Origin of the sequence: Nonomuraea sp. ZG12 (genome assembly GCF_052068115.1) — a bacterium.
In the GTDB taxonomy this organism is placed as follows: Bacteria; Actinomycetota; Actinomycetes; order Streptosporangiales; family Streptosporangiaceae; genus Nonomuraea.
In genome coordinates this window covers 71,404-92,560 of record NZ_JBQHCW010000008.1, presented here as the reverse complement: position 1 = coordinate 92,560, position 21,157 = coordinate 71,404, and the positions used below count along the sequence as shown (strand labels likewise).

Below are 21,157 nucleotides of genomic sequence, written 5' to 3'. Positions count from 1 at the left end.
CCGCATGTGCGTTCTACCTTGCCTGCTCCTCGTTCCAGAACGGACCAGACAGCGAGCACGATTCGGTATCGATAACCCCAAGAGCCCCAAGCCACACACTCATTTGTGGAGACCCATGGCCGATGGGAAGCCCTGCCAGGATGGGCACCCCGAGCGGCAGCAGCCGGTCGCGCAGCACCGGGAGGGGGTCGCCGCAGTCGACCCAGGAGCCGAGCGCGATCCCCCGCACGCCGGCGAACGCCCCCGACTGCAGGAGCTGGGTGAGCAGGCGATCCACCCGGTAGGGCTGCTCGCCGATGTCCTCCAGCAGGGCGATCTTGCCGGCGAACGACGGCTGGTAGGCGGTACCGCACAGGGAGGCCAGCAGTGACAGGTTGCCGCCGTGGAGCACCCCGGCGGCGCGGCCCGGCGCGAGCACCAGGTCACCGGCGACCGGCGCCGGCGCGTCGAACAGGGCCGCCCGCAGGTGCTCCCACGTCGCGGGCTCCGGCCCCTGCTCACCGCCCATGAGCAGGCCGCCGGGCATCGGGCCGTGCAGCGTGGGCACCCCCAGCTCGGCGGCGAACGCGTGGTGCAGCGCGGTGATGTCGCTGGAGCCGATGAGGGTCTTCGGCCCGGCCGCCCGCATGGCGTCCCAGTCGAGCAGGCCGAGCAGCCTGGCCGCGCCGTAGCCGCCCCTTGCGCAGAAGACCGCGCCGACCGCCGGATCGCACCACGCCGACTGCAGGTCGGCGGCGCGCGCGGCGTCCGCACCGGCCAGATAGCCCAGGTCCTGACGGTCGAACACGTGCGGGCCGACGACGACCTTCAGCCCGAGCCCCTCCAGCCGCTCGACGCCGCGGCCGAGCAGGAGGGCGTCCACCGGACCTGACGGGGCGACGACGGCGACGGTGTCACCTGACTGCATCGATCAACTCCATGACGAGCGGGGGCGGTGCCGCCGACCGGCCCAGCTGCGCGGCCGACCGGCGAAGGCATCGTACGGTCTGCGCGGGCGCCGCTCACGACCGGCCCGGCGCTGGCTCGCCCACCTGCCAAACGGTGCCACACTTACCTGTCGTATGCGACTTCCGCCCCACATCCTCGTGGTCAACGGCATCAAGGTCCGCAGGCCGGTCTTCCTGCTCGGTGCTCCGCATTCCGGCGCGGACCTGCTCGCCCGTGCCCTGAAACGCGCGCCAGGCTGTCACGTGACCATGGGCCGCGCCTGCGTGGCCCACGTGGTCTACGCCTTCGCCCGCAAGCCGTCGATCGGCCGCACCTCCGGCGCCGTCCGGGTGCTGCGCGACGCGCTCGCCGAGTCGTGGCAGGTGCTGGGCGGCTCGTGCGGCCTGTGCTCCGAGCCGTGCCGGGAGGCCGGGGGCGTCACCACCACCGGGCCGTGCGTGTCGACGGACGAGGTGACCAGGTTCGGCGACGCCAGCCCCGACCTGATCTACAGCGCCCCGGTGCTGCTGCGGGCCTTCCCCGACGCCCGGTTCGTGCAGCTCATCCGCGACGGCCGTGACGTGACCGCCGACATGCTCGACGATCCGGCCAGCCTCGCCTGGTTCAAGCCGGTGATGCTGCCGGAGGACACCGAGTTCCCCAACGCCTTCCTCGGCGTCAACCGCGACGAGCACCGCGACCGGTGGAAGACCATGCCCGTGGCGGGCAAGAGCGCGCTGCGCTGGCGCAGCGCGGTGCGGCTGAGCGCCACGCTGCGCAAGGAGCTGCCCGAGGACCAGCTCCTCACCCTCCGCTACGAGGACCTGGTGCAGCAGCCCGCCCGGTCGGTGGCCACCCTGTCGGAGTTTCTGGAGACGCGGGTGTCCAAGATCGCCCTCTACGGCCCCCGCGTCCCCGAGGTGGGCTCCTGGCGGACCCGGCTCCGCCCCGCGGACCTGGAGCTGGTGGAGAAGGTGGCCAAGCAGGAGCTCACCCGACTGGGCTATCTGAAGAGCTGAACTGGGTGCGGTAGAGCTCGGCGTACAAACCGCCGCGCGCCAGCAGCTCCTCGTGGCGGCCCCGCTCGGCGATGCGCCCGTCGTGCACGACGAGGATCTCGTCGGCCTCCCTGATCGTCGACAGCCGGTGCGCGATCACCAGCGAGGTGCGGCCGCGCAGCGCGGTCTTGAGCGCCTTCTGCACCGCCGCCTCCGACTCCGAGTCAAGGTGCGCGGTGGCCTCGTCGAGCACGACCACGCGCGGCGCCTTCAGCAGCAGCCGGGCCAGCGCCAGGCGCTGCTTCTCGCCACCGGACAGCCGGTAGCCGCGGTCGCCGACGACCGTTTCCAGCTGGTCGGGCAGCGCCTCGACCAGCTCGCCGATCTGCGCGGCGCGCAGCGCCGCCCACATCTCCTCCTCGCTCGCCTCCGGGCGGGCGTAGCGGAGGTTGGCGCCGATGGTGTCGTGGAAGAGGTGCGGGTCCTGCATGACCACGCCCACGGTGTCGCGCAGCGAGGCGAGCGTGGCCTCCCGCACGTCCATCCCGTTGATCCGGACCGCGCCCTCGTTGACGTCGTAGAGCCGGGAGACCAGCGAGGTGATCGTGGTCTTGCCCGCGCCGGAGTGGCCGACCAGGGCGATGAGCGAGCCCGGCGCGGCCGTGAACGACACGCCGCCCAGCACCGGCTGGGACGGGCCGCCCGTCTCCGCCCTGGCGACCGACTCCAGTGAGGCCAGCGACACCTCCTCGGCCGACGGGTAGCCGAAACGCACGTCGTCGAACTCGATCGTGACGGGCCCGCCGGGCAGCGGCCGGGCGTCCGGCTTGTCCGCGACCATCGGCCGGAGGTCGAGGATCTCGAAGACCCGGTCGAAGCTCACCAGGGCGGTCATCACGTCCACGTGCACGTTGGACAGCGAGGTCAGCGGCCCGTACAGGCGCATCAGCAGGGCAGCCAGCGCCACCAGCGTGCCGAGCTCGAAGACGTCGCCGACGGCCATCACCCCGCCGATGCCGTAGACGAGCGCGGTGGCCAGCGCCGCGACCAGGCCGAGCGCGACCCGGAAGATGGTGGCGTACATGCCGACGGTGACGCCCACGTCGCGGACCCTGGCGGCCCGGTCGCTGAACATCCGCGCGTCGTCCTCTGGCCTGCCGTAGAGCTTGGCCACCATCGCGCCCGCCACATTGAAGCGCTCGGTCGTGACCGAGCTCATCTCGGCGTCGAGCTGCATCTGCTCGCGGGTCAGCGCCGACATGCGCCGGCCGACCCATTTGGCCGGCACGATGAAGATCGGCAGCAGGATCAGCGCGACCAGCGTGACCTGCCACGACAGCACCAGCATGGCGCCGAGCACCAGGACGAGGCTGACCACGTTGGACACCACCGACGACAGCGTGCTGGTCAGCGCGCGCTGGGCGCCGATGACGTCGGTGTTGAGCCGGGAGACCAGCGCGCCGGTCTGCGCGCGCATGAAGAACGCCACCGGCATCCGCTGGACGTGGTCGAACACCTCGGTGCGCAGGTCGAAGATCAGCCCCTCGCCGATGCGGGAGGAGAACCAGCGCTGCACCAGGGTCAGGCCGGCGTCGACCAGCGCGAGCGCCGCGATCGCCACGGCCAGGCCGATCACGACCTCGCTGCGCTCGGCCAGGATGCCGTCGTCGATGATCGCCTTCATCAGCAGCGGGTTGGCGACCACGATCACCGCTCCCGCCACCACCAGCAGCAGGAAGGCGACGATCTGCTTGGTGTAGGGCCTGGCATAGCCGGCGATGCGCCTGACCGTGCCAGGCGAGAGCCGTTGTTTGGTCACCGAGCCGTCGCGCCGCAGCGAGGCCCACACCGACGGACCGAAACCGCCGCCCATCATCGCCATATAGGGAGTCCCTCCTCCCTCAGCAGAGCGTCACCGTGCCGTCCGGCGATTCCCACATCAGCTCAAGGCGAAAACGGGCCTCACGAGCCGCCCGCGAACAGGGCCCTCAGGCGCTCGGCCTGCTCGGCGCCCTCCGCGGCGCGCTGCTCCTCCAGGGTGCGCCCCTGCGCCCCCTGGAGGAGTCGCTTGGTCGCCGCCGCCGCGTCCCGGTTGGTCGACAGCAGCTGCGCGGCCTTCTCCTGTACGGCCTTCGCCAGGTCCCCCCCGGCGACCACCCGCTCGGCCAGGCCGATGCGGAAGGCCTCGTCCGCCTCCACCACCCTGGCCGTCAGGCAGATGTCGATCGCCTTGGCCAGGCCTACCAGGTCCACCAGCGGCTTGGTGCCGGTCAGATCGGGCACCAGCCCCAGTGCGGGCTCTTTCATGCAGAACTTGACATCGTCGGCCACGATACGCAGGTCACAGGCGAGCGCGAGCTGAAATCCCGCGCCGATCGCGTGACCCCGCACGGCCGCGATGGAAACGATCTCTGGGCGGCGTAGCCACAGGAATCCCTGCTGGGCCTGCTCGAGCAGTTCCTCGAACGATGCGCTGTCGAGCCGCGCCGCCGAGCTGAACGAGCCCTGGCCGGGCACCCCCTCAGGGGTGAACATGCGCAGGTCGATCCCCGCCGAGAAGGACGGTCCCTCACCGTTCACCACGACCACGCGAACCCGTTCCGGCAGATTGTCACCGATGCGAGCCAGGGCCGACCAGGTAGCGAACGTCTGAGCGTTCCGCTTGTCCGGCCGGTCCAGTGTGATCGTCGCGATCTCACCGTCCACCTCGAAGCGCAGTCCGATCTCCGCCAGTCTTTCGGCGGAAACGTCCTCCGTATACCCCCCGCGCTGTTGTGGCGCCTTCGCTTCCGACATCGCCCGCTCCCTCGTCCACTGTCCGTCGCGCCCGAGCTTACAGAATATGATTCTGGCTCGGGCGCGACGTCGGCGGCTAGGGACGAGCGGCTGCGGTCGCACGTTCCGAGGCGGCCGTCAGCGCTTGGACTTACCTCGGGTCGCCCCGCCGCGCCCGCGCAGAGTCACTCCGGACTCGCTCAGGATGCGATGGATGAACCCGTAGGACCGGCCGGTAGAAGCGGCCAGGGCGCGGATGCTCTCACCCGCGGCATAGCGCTTCTTTAGATCTCCGGCCAGCTTCTCACGATCGGCCCCGGTGACCCGGGTGCCCTTCTTCAGTGTCTCGGCCACGAGTACCTCCTGTAGTGCCGGACTTCCGCAGCGTTACTCCGCCATGATCAGTCATTTCAGCGGGATCGGCTACCTACTCCACGGGAAAAGATCCGTACCCACCCAAATTAAGATCAGGCAAGTGCCACAAGATCGGAAAATTCCTCGCTCCACGCGTCTTCAGTTCCGTCTGGCAGCAAGATCACCCTATCCGGTGAAAGGGCATCGACGGCACCCTCGTCATGGGTAACCAGGACGATCGATCCTGAATACGACCTCAGAGCGGTGAGAACCTGCTCCCGGCTGACCGGATCGAGGTTGTTGGTGGGCTCGTCGAGCAGCAGCACGTTGGCGCTGGAGAGCACCAGCATGGCCAGCGCCAGGCGGGTTTTCTCGCCGCCGGACAGGACTCCGGCGGGCTTGTCGACGTCGTCGCCGGTGAACAGGAAGGAGCCGAGGACCTTGCGCAGCTCGGTGTCAGTGAACGTTCCGCCTGCCGAACGCATGTTCTCCAGGAGGGTTCTGTCGCTGTCGAGCGTCTCGTGCTCCTGGGCGTAATAGCCGACCTTCAGGCCGTGGCCGGGCTTGATCGCGCCGGTGTCGGGGCGCTCGATCCCGCCGAGCAGCCGCAGCAGCGTGGTCTTGCCGGCGCCGTTGAGCCCGAGGATGACAACCCTGTGACCTCGATCGATGGCCACGTCGACGTCGGTGAAGACCTCAAGGGACCCGTAGGACTTCGACAGGCCCTCCGCCATCAGCGGGGTGCGCCCGCACGGCTGGGGGTCGGGGAAGCGCAGCTTGGCGACCTTGTCGCCCTGGCGCACCTCCTCGGTGCCGGACAGCAGCCGGTTGGCGCGGCGCATCATGTCCTGGGCCGCCTTGGCCTTGGTGGCCTTGGCACGCATCTTGTCGGCCTGGGCGAGCAGCGCGCCCGCCTGCTTCTCGGCGTTGGCCCGCTCGCGCTTGCGGCGCTTCTCGTCGGTCTCCCGCTGCGCCAGATAGGTCTTCCAGCCGACGTTGTAGTGATCGACCGAGGACCGGTTGGCGTCGAGGTGGAGGACCTTGTTGACCGTGGCTTCAAGAAGCTGGACGTCGTGGCTGATGATCACCAAGCCGCCCTGATGAGAGCGCAAAAAATCACGAAGCCACCCGATTGAGTCCGCATCTAGGTGGTTTGTCGGCTCATCCAGAAGGAGAGTTTCCGCTCCGCTGAAAAGAATTCTCGCCAATTCGACGCGTCTGCGCTGGCCCCCGGAAAGCGTCTTCAACGGCTGTCCCAGGACCCGGTCCGCGAGTCCCAGGCTGGAGGAGATGGAGGCGGCCTCCGACTCCGCGGAGTAGCCGCCCAGGACGTGCATCTGGTCCTCGAGGCGGCCGTACTGCCGCACGGCCTTCTCCTGGGTGCGCTGGTCGGCCGAGGACATGCCGGCCTCGGCCTCGCGCAGCCTGCGCAGCACCTCGTCGAGGCCGCGGGCCGACAGGATGCGGTCGCGGGCGAGCACCTCCAGGTCGCCGGTGCGCGGGTCCTGGGGCAGGTAGCCGACGTTGCCGGTGGTGGTCACGGTGCCGGCGGCGGGCAGCGCCTCGCCCGCGAGCACCTTGGTCAGGGTCGTCTTGCCCGCGCCGTTACGGCCGACAAGGCCTATCTTGTCTCCGGGGTTGACGCGGAAGGAGGCGCTCTCGATGAGCAACCGCGAGCCCGCACGCAGTTCGATGTCAGTAGCAATGATCATGGCGAAGGAAACACTCCCGAGGTAGGAAACGAGGGATTGGGCGCGCGGCGCCGGTCAATCGGGAGTGTGCATACCGATCAGTGTAGGCCCCTGATCGGGAGCCCCACCTCTGCTTTGTGTGTCCCCCGAGGCCCGGCGAAGATCACCGGACCTCGCTGGTCAGGCCCCTGACAGCGCCTCACGTACAACGTCCGGAGACGGCTTCTGATTTCCCGGAGTGCCCGCCGGTTTGAACCGATTCACCCCACGGCCTCAGCCGATCCTGCGCGCCCGGCTCGACTCGCGTACGACCAGGTCCGGCTGGAAGATGACCTGCCGGTGCCGGTGCCGCTCCGGGGCGGTCACCTCCTCCAGCAGAAGGTCGATGGCGGTGCGGCCGAGCAGCTCGCGCGGCTGGCGCACCGACGACAGCGGGATCGCCGCGGCGGCGGCGAAATCGATGTCGTCGTAGCCGACGATGGCCATGTCCTCGGGCACCCGCAGCCCGCACGCCGCCATGGCCTGCAGGAACCCCAGGGCCAGCACGTCGTTGGCGCACAGGGCGGCGGTGGGCCGCTCGCCGTCCGGCAGCGCCGCCAGGCGCTCACCGGCGGCCCGCCCGGCCGCGACGCTCAGCGTGGGCGTGAGGCGGTCGATCAGCTCGACGCCGTCACCGGCCGCGTGGACGGCGTCGCGGACGCCCGCGCGGCGGTCGGCCATCTGCTTGATCGACAGCGGCCCGCCGACGAACGCGATCCGCCGGTGCCCCCGCTCGACCAGGTGCGCCCCGGCCGCGTGGCCGCCGAGCCGGTCGTCGACCGCCACCGAGCACTGCGGGCCGGGAGCGGGGCTGTCGACGAGCACCACGGGCGTGCCTCGGGCGGCGAGCTCGGCCAGGTGGGGGCCGGCGGCGTCGACCGGGGTGATCAGGATGCCGAGGACCCGCTGCTGTTCGAGCTGGTCGAGGTGGCGGCGCTCGCGGGCCGGGTCGGCGGCGCTGTTGCAGAGCACCAGCATCGTGTCGTGCTCGTCGGCGAGCGCCTCGGCGCCCCGCGCGACGTCGGTGAAGAACGGGTTGGACACGTCGAGGACGACCAGCCCGACCGTGCGGCTGCGCCCGGCCCGCAGGTGGCGGGCCACCTCGTTACGGACGAAGCCCAGCTCGCGGATCGCCGTGAGGACCCGTTCACGCGTGGCGGGCGAGACGACCTCGGGGCGGTTGAGCACGTTGCTGACCGTGCCGACCGAGACGCGCGCCAGCCGCGCGACCTCCTTGATGCTCGTGGTCGCCATTGATCCCCATGAGCCGTGCCACTGTGAACGCGCTCATCATAGCCGCGTTGAATCGTCTCAAACGGATGGTCTCAAGCGGTTCGTCCCAACCTGTTCGTCTCAACCGGTTCGTCTCAGGCCGGGTCCACCACCCGGATCCTGACCGCGCGGAACAGCTGCGGGGTGTCACGCAGGATCGCCAGCCTCGGGTCCGGCACGACGAGGAACGGCTCGGCCTCCATCGCCAGCAGCGGCGCCAGCCTGCGGTCCGAGCGCAGGGAGTCGACCGCCTTGCGGTCGCCGCCGAGCACCACCGCGTCGAGCTCCTCCAGATGGGGTGACAGCACGCGCAGCGCCGTGTCGGCCGCCACCTCGAAGACCTTGCTCGCCTGGTTGTCCCGGCGCCTGGCGAAGCGCTGCTGCGACCAGCCGCCCGCCGCCGTCCGCCCCTGGACCAGGCGTGCGCCCACCTTGGACGCCACCAGCGAGCCGCCGTGGAAGACCCCTGCCGCGTAGCCGCCGAGCCGCACCAGCACCACGCCCACCCGCCGCTCGGCCCGCGCGTGCTCGACCAGCCTGGTGACGTGCGGCGGCCCGGGCCTCATCGGCGGGAAGGGCACATGCAGCTCCGCCACGCCGCCGTCGGCGGCCACCAGCCGCACCGTCCGCTCGTCACCGGACGCCTCGAACGGTCCGTGCCGCCCGGCGAACCCGTCGATCCATGGGTGCACCCGCTCCGGCGGCACCGAGACCCACCGGCCGCCGCCCTTCGCCGGTCGCGCGCCCATGCCGGAAGGCTAGCCCATGCCGAATCCCAGCCGACGAAGTATGGAATACACGGAAAATGTCGGTAAATTTCATTTCACCAGGGTGTCGCCGTAGCCCACGCAGCCACCATCATCACTACGTGTCCTCCCTGCTCACCGGCCCCATCGTGGATCTCGACACCGGGGCCGTCATCGCTTACCCAGCGGCGCTGGACGCCTCAGGTCACCTCCGGGCGGCCCCCTTGCCCATGATGCTGGACCTCCCCATGCGCGTCGCCCTGGCCGGGGCCGGCGCGATGGCGCCTCTGCACGACGCGCTGCACCGCGCCGGACGCCATCCCCGCGAGGCCATCCTGCTGTTGCACGGCCCGTGCGCCGAGAGCGACCGGCCGGTGCTCCGGGTCGTGCTCGAAGCCCTGCGCAACCACGGCTACCTGGTGGGCTTCGGCGGCGCCGGCGGCCAGAGCGCGCCCCTCGACCTGATCGCGGACGCCGCGCCGTACCTGGTGGGGCTGGCGCCCGACGTGGTCGCGCGGGCGCCGCGCGACCACCGGGCGACGGCGGTGATGCGGGCGGTGGCGTCCCTGGCGCGGGGCGTCGGCGCGCACGTGCTGGCGCCGGGCGTCACGACCGAGGCGGAGCTCGCGGCGGCCCGCACGCAGGGGGCACGGCTGGCGCACGGCCCGCTGCTGGCGCCGGGGCCGGACGGGCGGATCCGGGTGCCGTTGCCGCCCCCCGTCGAGTCGTCCGCCACGGTCACGCTCGGCCCACGGGTGCAGGAGCTGCTGCTGCCCGCGGTGACGCTGCCCGTCGCGGCGAAGGCGGAGGATGCGGTGGAGGCGTTCGGGCACGAGCCGACGATCACCAGCGTGATCCTGGTGGACGAGTACCAGCGGCCCGAGGGCAGCCTGGACCGCAGCCGGTTCCTGCTGTCGATCGCCTCCCGGTACGGGCACGCGCTGCACGGCTCGAAGCCGGCCCGGCGGCTGGCCGACACGCCGCGCACGGTGCCGAAGAGCACTCCGGCGGTCGCGGCGATGCAGGTGGCGGGCCGGGACGGGCTGCGCGTCTACGACGACCTGGTGGTCACCGACGAGCTCAATCGCTGCCTGGGGATCGTCCGGGTGTCGGATCTGATCCGGCAGGTGGCGACGGCGCATGTCTGACGGCGCGTAACGACTGTGCGCGCCCCCTGGGCACGGGGACCCGGGCCAGGGTAGGAAAGGAGTCGTGACTCGGCAGCTGAACAGACGGGCCCTGCTCGGCGCGGGAATGCTGGCCGGTGTGGCCGCGTGCACCGCCACGCCGTCCCCCACCCCCGAGGGATCGCCCTCCTTCGCCCCGGACGACTGGGCGTCGGTCCGGGCGCAGTTCACGCTCGATCCGGCGTACGGGCAGTTCGCGGCGTTCGTCCTAGCGCCCGCGCCCGCCACCGTGCGGGAGGCGATCAGGCGGCATCGTGACGGCCTCGACGCCGACCCGCACTACCTGCCCGGAGGCAACGCCTCGCCGGACGACTCCGTCCTGGAGACCGCCGCGCGCTTCATCGGCGCCGACTCCCGCGACATCGCCCTGACCGACAGCACCACGATGGGCCTCGGCCTGCTCTACTCCGGCCTGAGGCTGCGCCCCGGCCAGGACGTGCTCACCACCGAGCACGACTTCCTCGCCACCCACGAGGGCGTGCGGCTGCTCGCCGACCGGACGGGCGCGAAGGTGCGCCGGATCAGGCTGTACGACGATCCCGCGCGCGCGTCGGCTGACCGGATCGTGAGCGCGATCAAGGAAGGCCTGCGGCCGCGCACCCGGGTGGTGGCGGTCACCTGGGTGCACTCCAGCACCGGGGTGCGACTGCCGATCCGGGCCATCGCCGACATGCTGGCCGAGGCCAACAAGGGCCGCGACGAGCAGGACCGGGCGCTGCTGTGCGTGGACGGGGTGCACGGGTTCGGCGCGATGGCCGACGAGGTCGGGGACCTGGGCTGCGACTTCCTGGCGACCGGCACGCACAAGTGGCTGTTCGGGCCGCGCGGCACCGGCTTCCTGTGGGGGCGTGCGTGGGACGCGCTCGCGCCGGTCATCCCGGGGTTCGGGCGGGCCTCGTTCGTGGCCTGGCAGCGGCGTGAGGGGCCGCTCGACACCACGGCGCAGCTGGCGACCCCGGGCGGCTACAAGGCGTTCGAGCACCGGTGGGCGATGACGCAGGCGTTCAACTTCCAGCAGGCGATCGGCAAGGACCGCATCCAGCGGCGCACCCAGGAGCTGGCGACCCGGCTGAAGGCGGGCCTGCGCGACATTCCGCACGTCCGGCTGGTCACCCCCGAATCCCCCGACCTGTCGGCGGGCCTGGTGTGCTGCACGATCGACGGCCTCCAGCCCGAGGAGGCGGTGAACCGGCTGCACGACCAGAAGGTGATCACCAGCACCACGCCGTACTTCCCGCCGCTGCTGCGCTTCGGCACCAGCATCGTCACGGACCCCGACAAGGTGGACCTGGCCATCGCGGCGGTGAAAGGACTCACCTGAGCCGGGCTCGCCCCGCTCTGGAGCGAGGCGGGCGGCATGACACCGGGCACGCCGATCCCGGACGGTGAGCTCCGTCCGGGATCGGCGGTGACCTTCGTCAGATGCGGCAGGCGTAGATGTCGGTGACCAGGATGGCCCGCGCGCCGAGGTCCCAGAGCTGGTCCATGACCTGCTGGTGGCCCTTGCGGCGGACCATCGCGCGCACGGCCACCCAGCCCTCGCGGTGCAGCGGCGAGACCGTCGGCCCCTCCATGCCGGGAGTGAGCGCGATGGCCTCCTCGATCCGCTCGGCGCGGATGTCGTAGTCCATCATGACGAAGTCGCGGGCGTGCACGACCCCCTGGAAGCGGCGGACGAGCTGCTCGGCCGCCGGCGTCTCGGGCGAGCTCTGGCGCTTGATGAGCACGGCCTCCGAGCGCATGATCGGCTCGCCGAACACCTCGAGGCCGACGTTGCGCAGGGTGGTGCCGGTCTCCACGACGTCGGCCACCGCGTCGGCGACGCCGAGCCTGATCGCGGTCTCCACGGCGCCGTCCAGCTTGATGACGCGGGCGTCGACGCCCTCCTCGGAGAGGTACTTGTCGAGCAGGCCGGCGTAGGAGGTGGCCACGCGCAGTCCCTGCAGGTCCTTGACGGAGGTCATCGTGCCGGCGTTGCAGGCCAGGCGGAAGGTCGATCCGCCGAAGCCGAGCGGCATGATCTCCTCGACCGGCGCGCCGGAGTCGATGAGCATGTCCCGGCCGGTGATGCCGACGTCGAGGGTGCCCTCGCCGACGTAGACGGCGATGTCGCGGGGGCGCAGGAAGAACAGCTCGCAGCCGTTGTCCTCGTCGACGACGACGAGCTCCTTGCTGTCTCTGCGAGACCGGTAGCCGGCCTCCTTGAGCATGATCTGGGCGGCCTCACTGAGCGCGCCCTTGTTCGGTACGGCCAGACGTAGCATGTCTGTTCCTCGGTGTTGTCCATGTTCGCGGGTGTGGGCGGAGGCGGGCGCGGGGCGCCCTAGAGATGCTTGTACACCTCGTCCAGCCCGATCCCTTTCGCGATCATGAGCACCTGCACGTGGTAGAGAAGCTGCGAGATCTCCTCGGCGGCCCGGTCATGGGACTCGTGCTCGGCCGCCATCCAGCTCTCGGCGGCCTCCTCCACGACCTTCTTGCCGATGGCATGGACGCCGGCGTCGAGCGCGGCCACAGTGCCCGAACCAGCGGGCCGGGTCTGCGCCTTCTCGGACAGCTCGGCGAACAGCTCTTCGAAGGTCTTCATGATCTCTCTCGTCGGTCGGCTGACGTGCGAGTCAAGCCTAGTCTGCGCGGGCACCTGGCGATGCCGCGCGTCCGCCAGGCGAGACCAGGCACACTCATGCGCCGCTCTTGGCGCAGCCCATACCGACATGACGAACGGCGCCGCCCGCCGCACCCCGCTAAGGGGTAGGGCGGGCGACGCCGCAGATCAACACGAGCCGATCAACACAGCTAGGCGCCCATCAGCCGGTCAGCGCTCGAAGCGGCGGCCACCCGAGGCGCGGCGGTCGTCGGAGCGGAAGCCGCCCCTGGCGCCACGGTCGTCCGGACGGGAGCCGCCGGAGCGGTAGCCGTCACGCGGGCGGTCGTCGGAGCGGAAACCGCCACTGGCGCCACGGTCGTCGGAGCGGAAACCGCCACGCTGGCCGCGGTCGCCGGCCGGCCTGCGGTCACGGTCCTCGATGGGAGCGGCCGTGGCCGTGGCCGGACGGTCGCCGTTCTCGTGACGTCGAGGGCGCCGGTCGTCAGCCGACGCGCCCACGAAAGGGCGCTCACCACCGTCATGGCGACGGGGGCGACGCTCGCCACCGTCGAACTCGCGGCGGGGACGGCGGTTGCGACGGTCGGAGGAGCCGCTGTGACCGCCCTCGCGGCGAGCGCGCAGCGGCTTGCGGACGTCGGGCTCCCAGACGGGGATGGCCTCACCGCTGGGCGTGCGCGCCCCGGCGACCTCGGCCAGGCGCGGGTGCCCGGGAGCGGCCTTGAGCCGGAACGGCTGGATGCCGGCCCGCTTGGTCAGCGCGTCGGTGGAGCGGCGCTCGTTCGGCAGCACCAGGGTGACGACGGTGCCCTTCTCGCCGGCGCGCGCCGTACGGCCACCGCGGTGCAGGTAGCTCTTGCTGTCCTGCGGCGGGTCGACGTGCAGCACGAGGCTGATGTTGTCGACGTGGATGCCGCGGGCGGCGACGTCGGTGCAGACGAGCACGTTGACGGAGCCCTCGCGGAACTCGGCCAGGATGCGGGTGCGCTGGTTCTGGCGCTTGCCGCCGTGCAGTCCACCGGCCTTGACGCCGACCCTGGCGAGCTGCTTGCACAGACGGTCGACGCCGTGCTGGGTCTTGACGAAGATGATCGTACGACCCTCGCGGTTGGCGATCTCGGCCGTGACGTCGAACTTGTCATCCCGGCTGACCTGCACGACGTGGTGCTCCATCGTGTCGACCGGGGAGGTCGCGGGGGCGACGGAGTGCGTGATCGGGTTTCTGAGGAAACGCCGCACGAGCTTGTCCACGTCGCCGTCGAGCGTCGCGGAGAACAGCAGCCGCTGCCCGTCGGTCGGGGTCTGCGCGAGCAGCTCGGTGACGACGGGGAAGAAGCCGAGGTCGCACATGTGGTCGGCCTCGTCGAGGATGCTGATCCGCACCTCGGCCAGCGAGCACTCACCCTGGCGGATGAGATCGCCGAGACGGCCCGGCGTGGCGATGACGATGTCGACGCCGCGGCGCAGCGCCTCGATCTGCTTGCCCATGGACATGCCGCCGACGATGACCTTCATGCGCAGGCCGAGTCCGCGGCCGAGCGGCTCAAGGGCGTCGTGCACCTGGAGCGCGAGCTCGCGGGTCGGCACCAGGATCATCGCGCGGGGACGGCCGGGGGTCGGCCGGACGCCTGCCAGCCGTGCCATGGTGGGCAGGCCGAAGGCGAGGGTCTTGCCGGAGCCGGTCTGGCCGCGGCCGAGGACGTCGGCGCCGGTGAGCACGTCGGGGATCGTCGCGCTCTGAATGGGGAACGGGCTGTCGATGCCCTGCTTGGCCAGGCCGGTCACGAGGGGCTTGGGCAGGCCGAGCTCCTCGAAGCCGGGGACCTGCTCGGGGGTCGTTTCGGGCATGACAGCGTCAAGCATGGTCACGAAATTCGTGCCTTTCAGTCGAAGTGGCACGTCACTTCTGCGAAAGGACGAGCCAGGGTCGTACGGCGATCATGCCGTACACATTGCAGTGCGCCCGCCGTGGGGCGGAGCGAGGGGGAAGGCGCACCTGGGGCGCCGGCCGCAGGCGGCGCGGGACGCGCGATGAGGCGTCAGGTGTCCTAAGGTGCCAACACGGGGCGGATCAAGACTATTCCCCATGCGGAGCTCGGAAATCCCGAACCCCTCGACACGCTGAAGCGGCTGACGCGGGGCGCCAGCCGTACAGCCTGAAATGATCAGACGTTGAATCCTAGCATACGAAGCTGCTCGCGCCCCTCATCGGTGATCTTGTCCGGGCCCCATGGCGGCAGCCAGACCCAGTTGATCTTCACGTCGGAGACCATGCCCTCGAGGGCGGAGTGGGCCTGGTCCTCGATCACGTCGGTGAGCGGGCAGGCGGCACTGGTCAGCGTCATGTCGATGGTGGCGACGGGCTTGACGCCGTCGGCGGGATCGAGGTTGAGGCCGTAGATGAGCCCCAGGTCCACGACGTTGATGCCGAGCTCGGGGTCCACGACGTCCTTGAGCGCCTCCATCACCTCCTCGACGGTGGCGTCACCATCGAGGTCGATCGGGGTCTCGACCGGTTTGCTCATCCTGCAGCACTCCTCACAACAGCGTCCTTGTAGGCCATCCAGGAAAGCAGCGCGCACTTCACGCGCGCCGGGAACTTGGCCACCCCGGCGAACGCGACCGCGTCGCCGAGCACGTCCTCGTCGGCCTCCACCTGTCCCCTGCCCTGCATCAGGCGGGTGAACTCGTCGACCACGGAGAGCGACTCCTTGACCGTCGAGCCGGTGGTGAGCTCGTACAGCACCGAGGCCGCGGCCTGGCTGATCGAACAACCCTGCCCGTCGTAGGAGACGTCCTCGATCTTGCCCGCGTCGCCCATCTTGACGCGCAGGGTGATCTCGTCGCCGCAGGTCGGGTTCACGTGGTGAACCTCGGCGTCGTACGGCTCGCGGAGCCCCCGCCCCTGCGGGTGCTTGTAGTGCTCCAGGATGAGTTCCTGGTACATCGACTCGCCGATCATGGCTATGCGAACACCTTCTGTACGTGGTGGAGGCCGCGCACCAGGGCGTCGATCTCCGCCGTGGTGTTGTACAGGTAGAAAGACGCCCGCGTGGTCGCTGGTATTCCGAACCGCAGGTGCAGCGGGCGCGCGCAGTGGTGCCCGACGCGCACCGCGATGCCGAACCGGTCATCGAGGATCTGGCCCACGTCGTGCGGGTGGATGCCCTCCAGCGTGAACGACAGCGTGCCGCCCCGCAGGTCGAGCGAGTCGGGACCGATCAGGCGCAGGGTGGGCACTTCGCGCAGGGCCTCCAGCGCGTAGGCCGTCAGCTCCCGCTCGTGCGCCTCCACGGCGTCCATGCCGAGCCCGGTGAGGTAGTCGACCGCGGCGCCGAGGCCGATCGCCTCGACGATGGGCGGCGTGCCCGCCTCGAACTTGTGCGGCACCGGCGCGTAGGTCGAGCGGTCCATCCAGACCGCCTCGATCATCTCGCCGCCGCCGAGGAACGGAGGCATCGCCTCCAGCAGCTCACCGCGGCCCCACAGCACGCCGATGCCCGAGGGGCCGACCATCTTGTGGCCGGTGAAGGCGACGAAGTCGACGCCCAGCTCGGTGACGTTCACGGGGTGGTGCGGCACCGACTGGGAGGCGTCGAGCATCACCAGCGCGCCGACCTCGCGAGCCCGCCCGAGCACCTCGGCGACCGGGTTGACGGTGCCGAGCACGTTCGACTGGTGGGCGATCGAGACGATCTTCGTCCGCTCGGTGACCAGCTCCGCCAGACCGGACAGGTCGAGGCGGCCCTCGTCGGTGACGCCGAACCACTTGAGCGTCGCGCCGGTGCGCTGCACGAGCATCTGCCACGGCACGATGTTGGAGTGGTGCTCCATCTCCGAGATGACGATCTCGTCACCGGGGCCCAGCGTGAAGCGGGGATCGGTGTTGGACCGGTTGCCGAAGGAGTAGGCGACCAGGTTGAGGGCCTCGGAGGCGTTCTTGGTGAAGATCACCTCGTCGCGTGACGAGGAGCCGACGAACGCGGCGATCTTGTCGCGCGCGTTCTCGTACGCCTCGGTCGACTCCGAGCCCAGCACGTGCATGGCGCGCCCGACGTTGCTGTAGTGCATCGCCAGGTGCTCACGCATGGTCTCGATGACCTGGGTGGGCTTCTGTGAGGAGTTGCCCGAGTCGAGGTAGACGAGCGGACGCCCGCCGGGCAGCTCGCGGGAGAGAACCGGGAAGTCCTTCCTGATCCTCTCCACGTCCAAGCTGGTGGAAGTCATGCAGACGCCCTCGTGTACTGCTCGTAGCCCTCGGCCTCGAGCTTGTCGGCCAGCTCCGGCCCACCCTCCTCGACGACCTTGCCGGCGGCGAAGACGTGCACGAAGTCGGGCTTCACGTAGCGCAGGATGCGGGTGTAGTGGGTGATCAGCAGCACGCCCGTCTCGCCGGACTCGCGGAAACGGTTCACGCCCTCGGACACCACGCGCAGCGCGTCGACGTCGAGGCCGGAGTCGGTCTCGTCGAGGATCGCGATCTTCGGCTTGAGCAGCTCGAGCTGGAGGATCTCGTGGCGCTTCTTCTCGCCGCCGGAGAAGCCCTCGTTCAGGTTGCGCTGGGCGAAGGCGGCGTCGATGTGCAGGGCGTCCATGCCGGCCTTGAGGTCCTTGGCGAACTGGCGCAGCTTGGGCGCCTCGCCGTGGACGGCGGTGACGGCCGAGCGCAGGAAGTTGGACACCGACACGCCGGGCACCTCGACCGGGTACTGCATGGCGAGGAACAGGCCGGCGCGGGCGCGCTCGTCGACCGACAGCTCCAGCATGTCGACGCCGTCGAGCAGCACCTGGCCGCCGGTGATCGTGTACTTGGGGTGGCCCGCGATGGCGTAGGCGAGGGTGGACTTGCCGGAGCCGTTGGGGCCCATGATGGCGTGGGTCTCGCCCGACTTCACGGTCAGGTTGACGCCGTTCAGGATCTGCTTGTCCCCGACGGCGACCTGGAGGTCACGGATCTCAAGGGTGGACATGTGTTTTATGACTCCTTCGAGAGCGAGACGAGCACGTCATCGCCGTCGATCTTCACTGTGTAGACGTTCACGGGCTTAGTCGCGGGCGGGCCGGTGGGCTTGCCCGAGTGGATGTCGAAACACGAGCCGTGCAGCCAGCACTCCAGCGTGCCGTCGTAGACGTCGCCCTCGCTGAGCTTCACCTCGGCGTGTGAGCAGACGTCGTGCAGGGCGAACACCTCGTCGCCCTTGCGCACCAGCGCCACGGGGGTCTCCCCCACCTCGACGCCGATCACCCCCTCGTCGGGGATGTCGCTCACCTTGCACACCTTCTCGAATTCACTCATCGTGCGAGCTCCGCCTCCACGGCGCTCATCACGCGGTCGCGGATCTCCTCGATCTGGATCTTCTCGATGAGCTGGCCGAGGAAGCCCCGGATGACCAGGCGGCGAGCCTCGTCGAAGGGGATGCCGCGGGCCTGGAGGTAGAAGATGTGCTCGTCGTCGAGCCGGCCCGACGTGGAGGCGTGGCCCGCGCCGGCGACCTCGCCGGTGAGGATCTCCAGGTTGGGGACCGAGTCGGCGCGGGCGCCGTCGGTGAGGATCAGGTTGCGGTTGAGCTCGTAGGTGTCGGTGCCCTCGGCCTCGACCCTGATGATCACGTCGCCGATCCAGACGGCGTGCGCCCCCTCGCCCTGCAGCGCGCCGCGGTAGTCGACGTTGCTCTTGCAGTTGGGCGTGGAGTGGTCGACCAGGAGGCGGTGCTCCAGGTGCTGGCCCGCGTCGACGAAGTAGACGCCGGCCAGGTCGGCGTCGCCGCCGGGGCCGGTGTAGGACACGCTCGGCGACAGTCGCACCAGGTCGCCGCCCAGGGTCACCACGAAGCTGCGGAAGGTGGCGTCCTTGGCGAGCTGGGCGTGGTGGTGGGAGACGTGCACGGCGTCGTCCTGCCAGTCCTGCAGGCTGACGACCCGCAGCGTGGCGCCGTCGCCGACGAGGAACTCGACGTTGCTGGCGTAGACGGCGCTGCCCTGGTGCTCAAGGACGACGATGGCCTCGGCCAGCGGCTCGACCACGACCACGATGTGGCCGTAGGACGCGCCGTCGATGCCACCGCCCCGCACCTCGACGCGGACGGGCTCGGTGAGCACGGCCTCCTTGGGCACGGTCACCACCAGCGCCTTCTCGAAGGCGTTGTAGGCCTGCGCGCTGACCCGGTCGGCCGGCACGTAGGCGCGGCCGATCCGGGAGTCCTCGCGGCCCACCCACTCGGCGCTGACGCCGGCCGGGGTGTAGGCCTGGGTGAGCACCTGGCCGGTGACCTCGGCCTTGCCGTCGTGCAGGCCGCGCAGGCGTGACAGCGGCGTGAAGCGCCACGCCTCCTCACGCCCCACCGGCACCTCGAAGTCGTCCAGGTCGTAGGACGCCTTCTCGTGCAGGGTCGACAGGGGCTTCTCGTTCAGGCCCATCAGCCGACGGCTCCTTCCATCTGCAGCTCGATCAGCCGGTTGAGCTCGAGCGCGTACTCCATGGGCAGCTCACGCGCGATCGGCTCGACGAAGCCGCGCACGATCATCGCCATCGCCTCGTCCTCCTCGAGCCCGCGGCTCATGAGGTAGAACAGCTGGTCCTCGCTGACCTTGGAGACCGTGGCCTCGTGCCCCATCGAGACGTCGTCCTCGCGGACGTCGACGTAGGGGTAGGTGTCGGAGCGGCTGATCTGGTCGACCAGCAGCGCGTCGCACTTGACGGTGCTGGCGCTGCCGTACGCGCCCTCCTCGATCTGCACGAGACCGCGGTAGGAGGTGCGGCCGCCGCCGCGCGCCACCGACTTGGAGATGACGCTGGAGCTGGTGTGCGGCGCCAGGTGCACCATCTTGGAGCCGGCGTCCTGGTGCTGGCCCTCGCCGGCGAACGCGACGCTCAGCGTCTCGCCCTTGGCGTACTCGCCCATCAGGTAGACGGCCGGGTACTTCATCGTGACCTTGGAGCCGATGTTGCCGTCGATCCACTCCATGGTCGCGCCCTCGTAGGCGACGGCGCGCTTGGTGACCAGGTTGTAGACGTTGTTCGACCAGTTCTGGATGGTCGTGTAACGGCAGCGGGCGTTCTTCTTCACGACGATCTCGACGACCGCGGAGTGCAGCGAGTCGGAGGAGTAGATCGGCGCGGTGCAGCCCTCGACGTAGTGGACGTAGCTGTTCTCGTCCACGATGATCAGGGTCCGCTCGAACTGGCCCATGTTCTCGGTGTTGATCCGGAAGTACGCCTGCAGCGGGATCTCGACCTCGACGTTCGGCGGCACGTAGATGAACGAGCCACCGGACCACACCGAGGTGTTGAGCGCGGCGAACTTGTTGTCGCCCACCGGGATGATGGTGCCGAAGTACTCCTTGAAGAGCTCCTCGTGCTCCTTCAGGCCCGTGTCGGTGTCGACGAAGATGACGCCCTTCTCCTCGAGGTCCTCACGGATCTTGTGATAGACGACCTCGGATTCGTACTGGGCGGCGACGCCGGCGACGAGGCGCTGCTTCTCCGCCTCGGGGATGCCGAGCTTGTCGTAGGTGTTCTTGATGTCGGCGGGCAGCTCTTCCCAGGAAGCGGCCTGCTTCTCGGTCGAGCGCACGAAGTACTTGATGTTGTCGAAGTCGATGGTCGTGAGGTCGGAACCCCAGGTCGGCAGCGGCTTCTTGTGGAACAGGCGGAGGCCCTTCAGGCGAAGGTCGAGCATCCACTCCGGCTCGTTCTTCAGCGCGGAGATGTTGCGGACGACCTCCTCGGACAGGCCGCGCTTGGCCGTCGCTCCGGCGACATCCGAGTCGGACCAGCCGAACTTGTAATTCCCGAGGCCTTCAAGCTCCGGGCGGTCGGTGACAGTCACCTTCCGGTCTCCTTGCTCTTGTCTCTATGTGCGGTATCGCCCAGCGATTGCGGGCTCACGTGCGTGGTGCAGACCCCGTCGCCGTGCGCGATGGTGGCCAGGCGCTGCACCGGTGTGCCGAGCAGTTGCGCGAACGCCTCCGTCTCGGCCTCACACAGCTGCGGGAACTCCGCCGCCACGTGGGCCACCGGGCAGTGGTGCTGACAGAGTTGGTCGCCACCCGACTTGGCCTTGCTGGCCGAAGCGGCGTAGCCCTCCGCCGACAGCGCCTGCGCCAGCACTTGCACACGCTGGTCGGCCGGCACTGTCCGCATGACCGGCTCCAGCCGCGTCAGCAGGCCGGACACCTGCGAGCGGGCGAAGTCGGTCACAGCTCGCTCGCCCACGCGCTCGGCCAGGAAGCGCAGCGCGCTCCCGGCGAGGTCGTCATAGGCGTGCTCGAAAGCACTGCGCCCCGCGTCGGTGATGGCGAACAGCTTGGCCGGTCGCCCTCGCCCGCGCTCACCGCGCGGACGCACCGTACGAGGTTCTATCATTCCGTCGGTGAGCAGCGCGTCGAGGTGCCGGCGGACGGCGGCGGGCGTGAGCCCGAGCCGCTCGCCCAGCGCCACGGCGGCGATGGGCCCGTGCTCCAGGATGAGCCGGGCGACGCGCGCACGGGTGCTGCGCTCGCTGCCTGGCTCGATGGTCGGCACGGGCTTCATCGGTCGCTCACCACTCCTGGTTCGTTTCGC

21 protein-coding genes are annotated in these 21,157 nt (G+C 70.1%); 3 read left to right on the top strand and 18 right to left on the bottom strand.

The annotated features are described in order from the left end of the window. Positions 1–13: 13 nt before the first annotated feature. Entirely contained in the window at positions 14–907 is an 894-nt protein-coding gene (locus ACTMTF_RS23150; protein WP_441112556.1) for a S66 peptidase family protein, read from the bottom strand. 154 nt (positions 908–1,061) lie between these two features. Here ACTMTF_RS23150 and ACTMTF_RS23145 point away from each other — a divergent pair, with 154 nt between their 5' ends. Beyond that, positions 1,062–1,946, top strand: coding sequence for a sulfotransferase (locus ACTMTF_RS23145; protein WP_397013335.1), 885 nt, complete (start codon positions 1,062–1,064; stop codon positions 1,944–1,946). On the opposite strand, the gene ACTMTF_RS23140 is transcribed toward ACTMTF_RS23145, so the two are convergent. The 6 genes from ACTMTF_RS23140 to ACTMTF_RS23115 form a co-directional block, all read right to left on the bottom strand. Beyond that, a complete protein-coding gene (locus ACTMTF_RS23140) occupies positions 1,918–3,807 on the bottom strand; it encodes an ABC transporter ATP-binding protein (RefSeq protein WP_441112555.1) in 1,890 nt (629 codons plus the stop codon). The genes ACTMTF_RS23145 and ACTMTF_RS23140 overlap by 29 nt on opposite strands. Before the next feature lie 80 nt (positions 3,808–3,887). After that, positions 3,888–4,721, bottom strand: a complete 834-nt coding sequence (locus ACTMTF_RS23135) for an enoyl-CoA hydratase/isomerase family protein (protein ID WP_441112554.1) — start codon at positions 4,719–4,721, stop codon at positions 3,888–3,890. Positions 4,722–4,838: 117 nt separating this feature from the next. Then, on the bottom strand, positions 4,839–5,054 hold the full coding sequence (locus ACTMTF_RS23130) for a helix-turn-helix domain-containing protein (RefSeq protein ID WP_020547488.1): 216 nt from the start codon (positions 5,052–5,054) through the stop codon (positions 4,839–4,841). 113 nt (positions 5,055–5,167) lie between these two features. Beyond that, positions 5,168–6,766 carry an ABC-F family ATP-binding cassette domain-containing protein gene (locus ACTMTF_RS23125; RefSeq protein WP_397013339.1) on the bottom strand — a complete coding sequence of 533 codons (1,599 nt, stop codon included), beginning with the start codon at positions 6,764–6,766 and terminating at the stop codon, positions 5,168–5,170. A gap of 252 nt (positions 6,767–7,018) precedes the next feature. Continuing rightward, positions 7,019–8,038, bottom strand: coding sequence for a LacI family DNA-binding transcriptional regulator (locus ACTMTF_RS23120; RefSeq protein ID WP_441112553.1), 1,020 nt, complete (start codon positions 8,036–8,038; stop codon positions 7,019–7,021). Between the two features lie 113 nt (positions 8,039–8,151). Continuing rightward, the gene (locus ACTMTF_RS23115) at positions 8,152–8,805 is read right to left on the bottom strand and encodes an acVLRF1 family peptidyl-tRNA hydrolase (protein ID WP_441112552.1); all 654 of its coding nucleotides are present in this window, start codon (positions 8,803–8,805) and stop codon (positions 8,152–8,154) included. Positions 8,806–8,924: 119 nt separating this feature from the next. Between ACTMTF_RS23115 and ACTMTF_RS23110 the strand changes: the two genes are divergently transcribed. Together ACTMTF_RS23110 and ACTMTF_RS23105 are read left to right on the top strand one after the other, a co-directional pair. After that, positions 8,925–9,950, top strand: coding sequence for an EAL domain-containing protein (locus ACTMTF_RS23110; RefSeq protein ID WP_441112551.1), 1,026 nt, complete (start codon positions 8,925–8,927; stop codon positions 9,948–9,950). A gap of 64 nt (positions 9,951–10,014) precedes the next feature. Further along, positions 10,015–11,310: an aminotransferase class V-fold PLP-dependent enzyme gene (locus ACTMTF_RS23105; protein WP_441112550.1), complete on the top strand. Its 1,296-nt coding sequence runs from the start codon at positions 10,015–10,017 to the stop codon at positions 11,308–11,310. A 97-nt stretch (positions 11,311–11,407) separates the two neighbouring features. On the opposite strand, the gene hisG is transcribed toward ACTMTF_RS23105, so the two are convergent. The 11 genes from hisG to ACTMTF_RS23050 form a co-directional block, all read right to left on the bottom strand. Further along, positions 11,408–12,253, bottom strand: coding sequence for an ATP phosphoribosyltransferase (gene hisG, locus ACTMTF_RS23100; RefSeq protein ID WP_397013347.1), 846 nt, complete (start codon positions 12,251–12,253; stop codon positions 11,408–11,410). A 59-nt stretch (positions 12,254–12,312) separates the two neighbouring features. Further along, positions 12,313–12,576: a phosphoribosyl-ATP diphosphatase gene (locus ACTMTF_RS23095; protein WP_397013349.1), complete on the bottom strand. Its 264-nt coding sequence runs from the start codon at positions 12,574–12,576 to the stop codon at positions 12,313–12,315. Positions 12,577–12,804: 228 nt separating this feature from the next. Then, positions 12,805–14,442, bottom strand: a complete 1,638-nt coding sequence (locus tag ACTMTF_RS23090) for a DEAD/DEAH box helicase (protein WP_441112549.1) — start codon at positions 14,440–14,442, stop codon at positions 12,805–12,807. 317 nt (positions 14,443–14,759) lie between these two features. Further along, on the bottom strand, positions 14,760–15,119 hold the full coding sequence (locus tag ACTMTF_RS23085; RefSeq protein WP_441112548.1) for a metal-sulfur cluster assembly factor: 360 nt from the start codon (positions 15,117–15,119) through the stop codon (positions 14,760–14,762). Next, positions 15,116–15,556: a Fe-S cluster assembly sulfur transfer protein SufU gene (sufU, locus tag ACTMTF_RS23080; protein WP_441112547.1), complete on the bottom strand. Its 441-nt coding sequence runs from the start codon at positions 15,554–15,556 to the stop codon at positions 15,116–15,118. The genes ACTMTF_RS23085 and sufU overlap by 4 nt, the downstream gene beginning before the upstream one ends. 2 nt (positions 15,557–15,558) lie before the next feature. Further along, complete coding sequence (locus tag ACTMTF_RS23075) at positions 15,559–16,821, bottom strand: cysteine desulfurase (protein ID WP_441112546.1); 1,263 nt, start codon at positions 16,819–16,821, stop codon at positions 15,559–15,561. Further along, entirely contained in the window at positions 16,818–17,564 is a 747-nt protein-coding gene (gene sufC, locus ACTMTF_RS23070; RefSeq protein WP_441112545.1) for a Fe-S cluster assembly ATPase SufC, read from the bottom strand. The genes ACTMTF_RS23075 and sufC overlap by 4 nt, the downstream gene beginning before the upstream one ends. A 5-nt stretch (positions 17,565–17,569) precedes the next feature. Next, positions 17,570–17,890, bottom strand: a complete 321-nt coding sequence (locus ACTMTF_RS23065) for a non-heme iron oxygenase ferredoxin subunit (RefSeq protein ID WP_397013361.1) — start codon at positions 17,888–17,890, stop codon at positions 17,570–17,572. Continuing rightward, positions 17,887–19,011 carry a Fe-S cluster assembly protein SufD gene (sufD, locus tag ACTMTF_RS23060; RefSeq protein ID WP_441112544.1) on the bottom strand — a complete coding sequence of 375 codons (1,125 nt, stop codon included), beginning with the start codon at positions 19,009–19,011 and terminating at the stop codon, positions 17,887–17,889. The genes ACTMTF_RS23065 and sufD overlap by 4 nt, the downstream gene beginning before the upstream one ends. Next, positions 19,011–20,423, bottom strand: coding sequence for a Fe-S cluster assembly protein SufB (gene sufB, locus ACTMTF_RS23055; RefSeq protein ID WP_441112543.1), 1,413 nt, complete (start codon positions 20,421–20,423; stop codon positions 19,011–19,013). Before sufB ends, sufD begins: the two co-directional genes overlap by 1 nt. Continuing rightward, complete coding sequence (locus tag ACTMTF_RS23050; RefSeq protein WP_441112542.1) at positions 20,420–21,127, bottom strand: helix-turn-helix transcriptional regulator; 708 nt, start codon at positions 21,125–21,127, stop codon at positions 20,420–20,422. Before ACTMTF_RS23050 ends, sufB begins: the two co-directional genes overlap by 4 nt. Between the last annotated feature and the right edge of the window lie 30 nt (positions 21,128–21,157).

What these genes read in the sequence shown, in the direction of transcription:
- ACTMTF_RS23145 (WP_397013335.1), top strand. Translation starts at nt 1,062, where the DNA reads ATGCGACTTCCGCCCCACATCCTCGTGGTCAACGGCATCAAGGTCCGC.
- ACTMTF_RS23135 (WP_441112554.1), bottom strand. Translation starts at nt 4,721, where the DNA reads ATGTCGGAAGCGAAGGCGCCACAACAGCGCGGGGGGTATACGGAGGAC.
- sufU (WP_441112547.1), bottom strand. Translation starts at nt 15,556, where the DNA reads ATGATCGGCGAGTCGATGTACCAGGAACTCATCCTGGAGCACTACAAG.
- sufD (WP_441112544.1), bottom strand. Translation starts at nt 19,011, where the DNA reads ATGGGCCTGAACGAGAAGCCCCTGTCGACCCTGCACGAGAAGGCGTCC.
- sufC (WP_441112545.1), bottom strand. Translation starts at nt 17,564, where the DNA reads ATGTCCACCCTTGAGATCCGTGACCTCCAGGTCGCCGTCGGGGACAAG.
- ACTMTF_RS23090 (WP_441112549.1), bottom strand. Translation starts at nt 14,442, where the DNA reads ATGCCCGAAACGACCCCCGAGCAGGTCCCCGGCTTCGAGGAGCTCGGC.
- ACTMTF_RS23075 (WP_441112546.1), bottom strand. Translation starts at nt 16,821, where the DNA reads ATGACTTCCACCAGCTTGGACGTGGAGAGGATCAGGAAGGACTTCCCG.
- hisG (WP_397013347.1), bottom strand. Translation starts at nt 12,253, where the DNA reads ATGCTACGTCTGGCCGTACCGAACAAGGGCGCGCTCAGTGAGGCCGCC.
- ACTMTF_RS23085 (WP_441112548.1), bottom strand. Translation starts at nt 15,119, where the DNA reads ATGAGCAAACCGGTCGAGACCCCGATCGACCTCGATGGTGACGCCACC.
- ACTMTF_RS23050 (WP_441112542.1), bottom strand. Translation starts at nt 21,127, where the DNA reads ATGAAGCCCGTGCCGACCATCGAGCCAGGCAGCGAGCGCAGCACCCGT.
- ACTMTF_RS23065 (WP_397013361.1), bottom strand. Translation starts at nt 17,890, where the DNA reads ATGAGTGAATTCGAGAAGGTGTGCAAGGTGAGCGACATCCCCGACGAG.
- ACTMTF_RS23115 (WP_441112552.1), bottom strand. Translation starts at nt 8,805, where the DNA reads ATGGGCGCGCGACCGGCGAAGGGCGGCGGCCGGTGGGTCTCGGTGCCG.
- ACTMTF_RS23140 (WP_441112555.1), bottom strand. Translation starts at nt 3,807, where the DNA reads ATGGCGATGATGGGCGGCGGTTTCGGTCCGTCGGTGTGGGCCTCGCTG.
- ACTMTF_RS23125 (WP_397013339.1), bottom strand. Translation starts at nt 6,766, where the DNA reads ATGATCATTGCTACTGACATCGAACTGCGTGCGGGCTCGCGGTTGCTC.
- ACTMTF_RS23150 (WP_441112556.1), bottom strand. Translation starts at nt 907, where the DNA reads ATGCAGTCAGGTGACACCGTCGCCGTCGTCGCCCCGTCAGGTCCGGTG.
- ACTMTF_RS23095 (WP_397013349.1), bottom strand. Translation starts at nt 12,576, where the DNA reads ATGAAGACCTTCGAAGAGCTGTTCGCCGAGCTGTCCGAGAAGGCGCAG.
- ACTMTF_RS23120 (WP_441112553.1), bottom strand. Translation starts at nt 8,038, where the DNA reads ATGGCGACCACGAGCATCAAGGAGGTCGCGCGGCTGGCGCGCGTCTCG.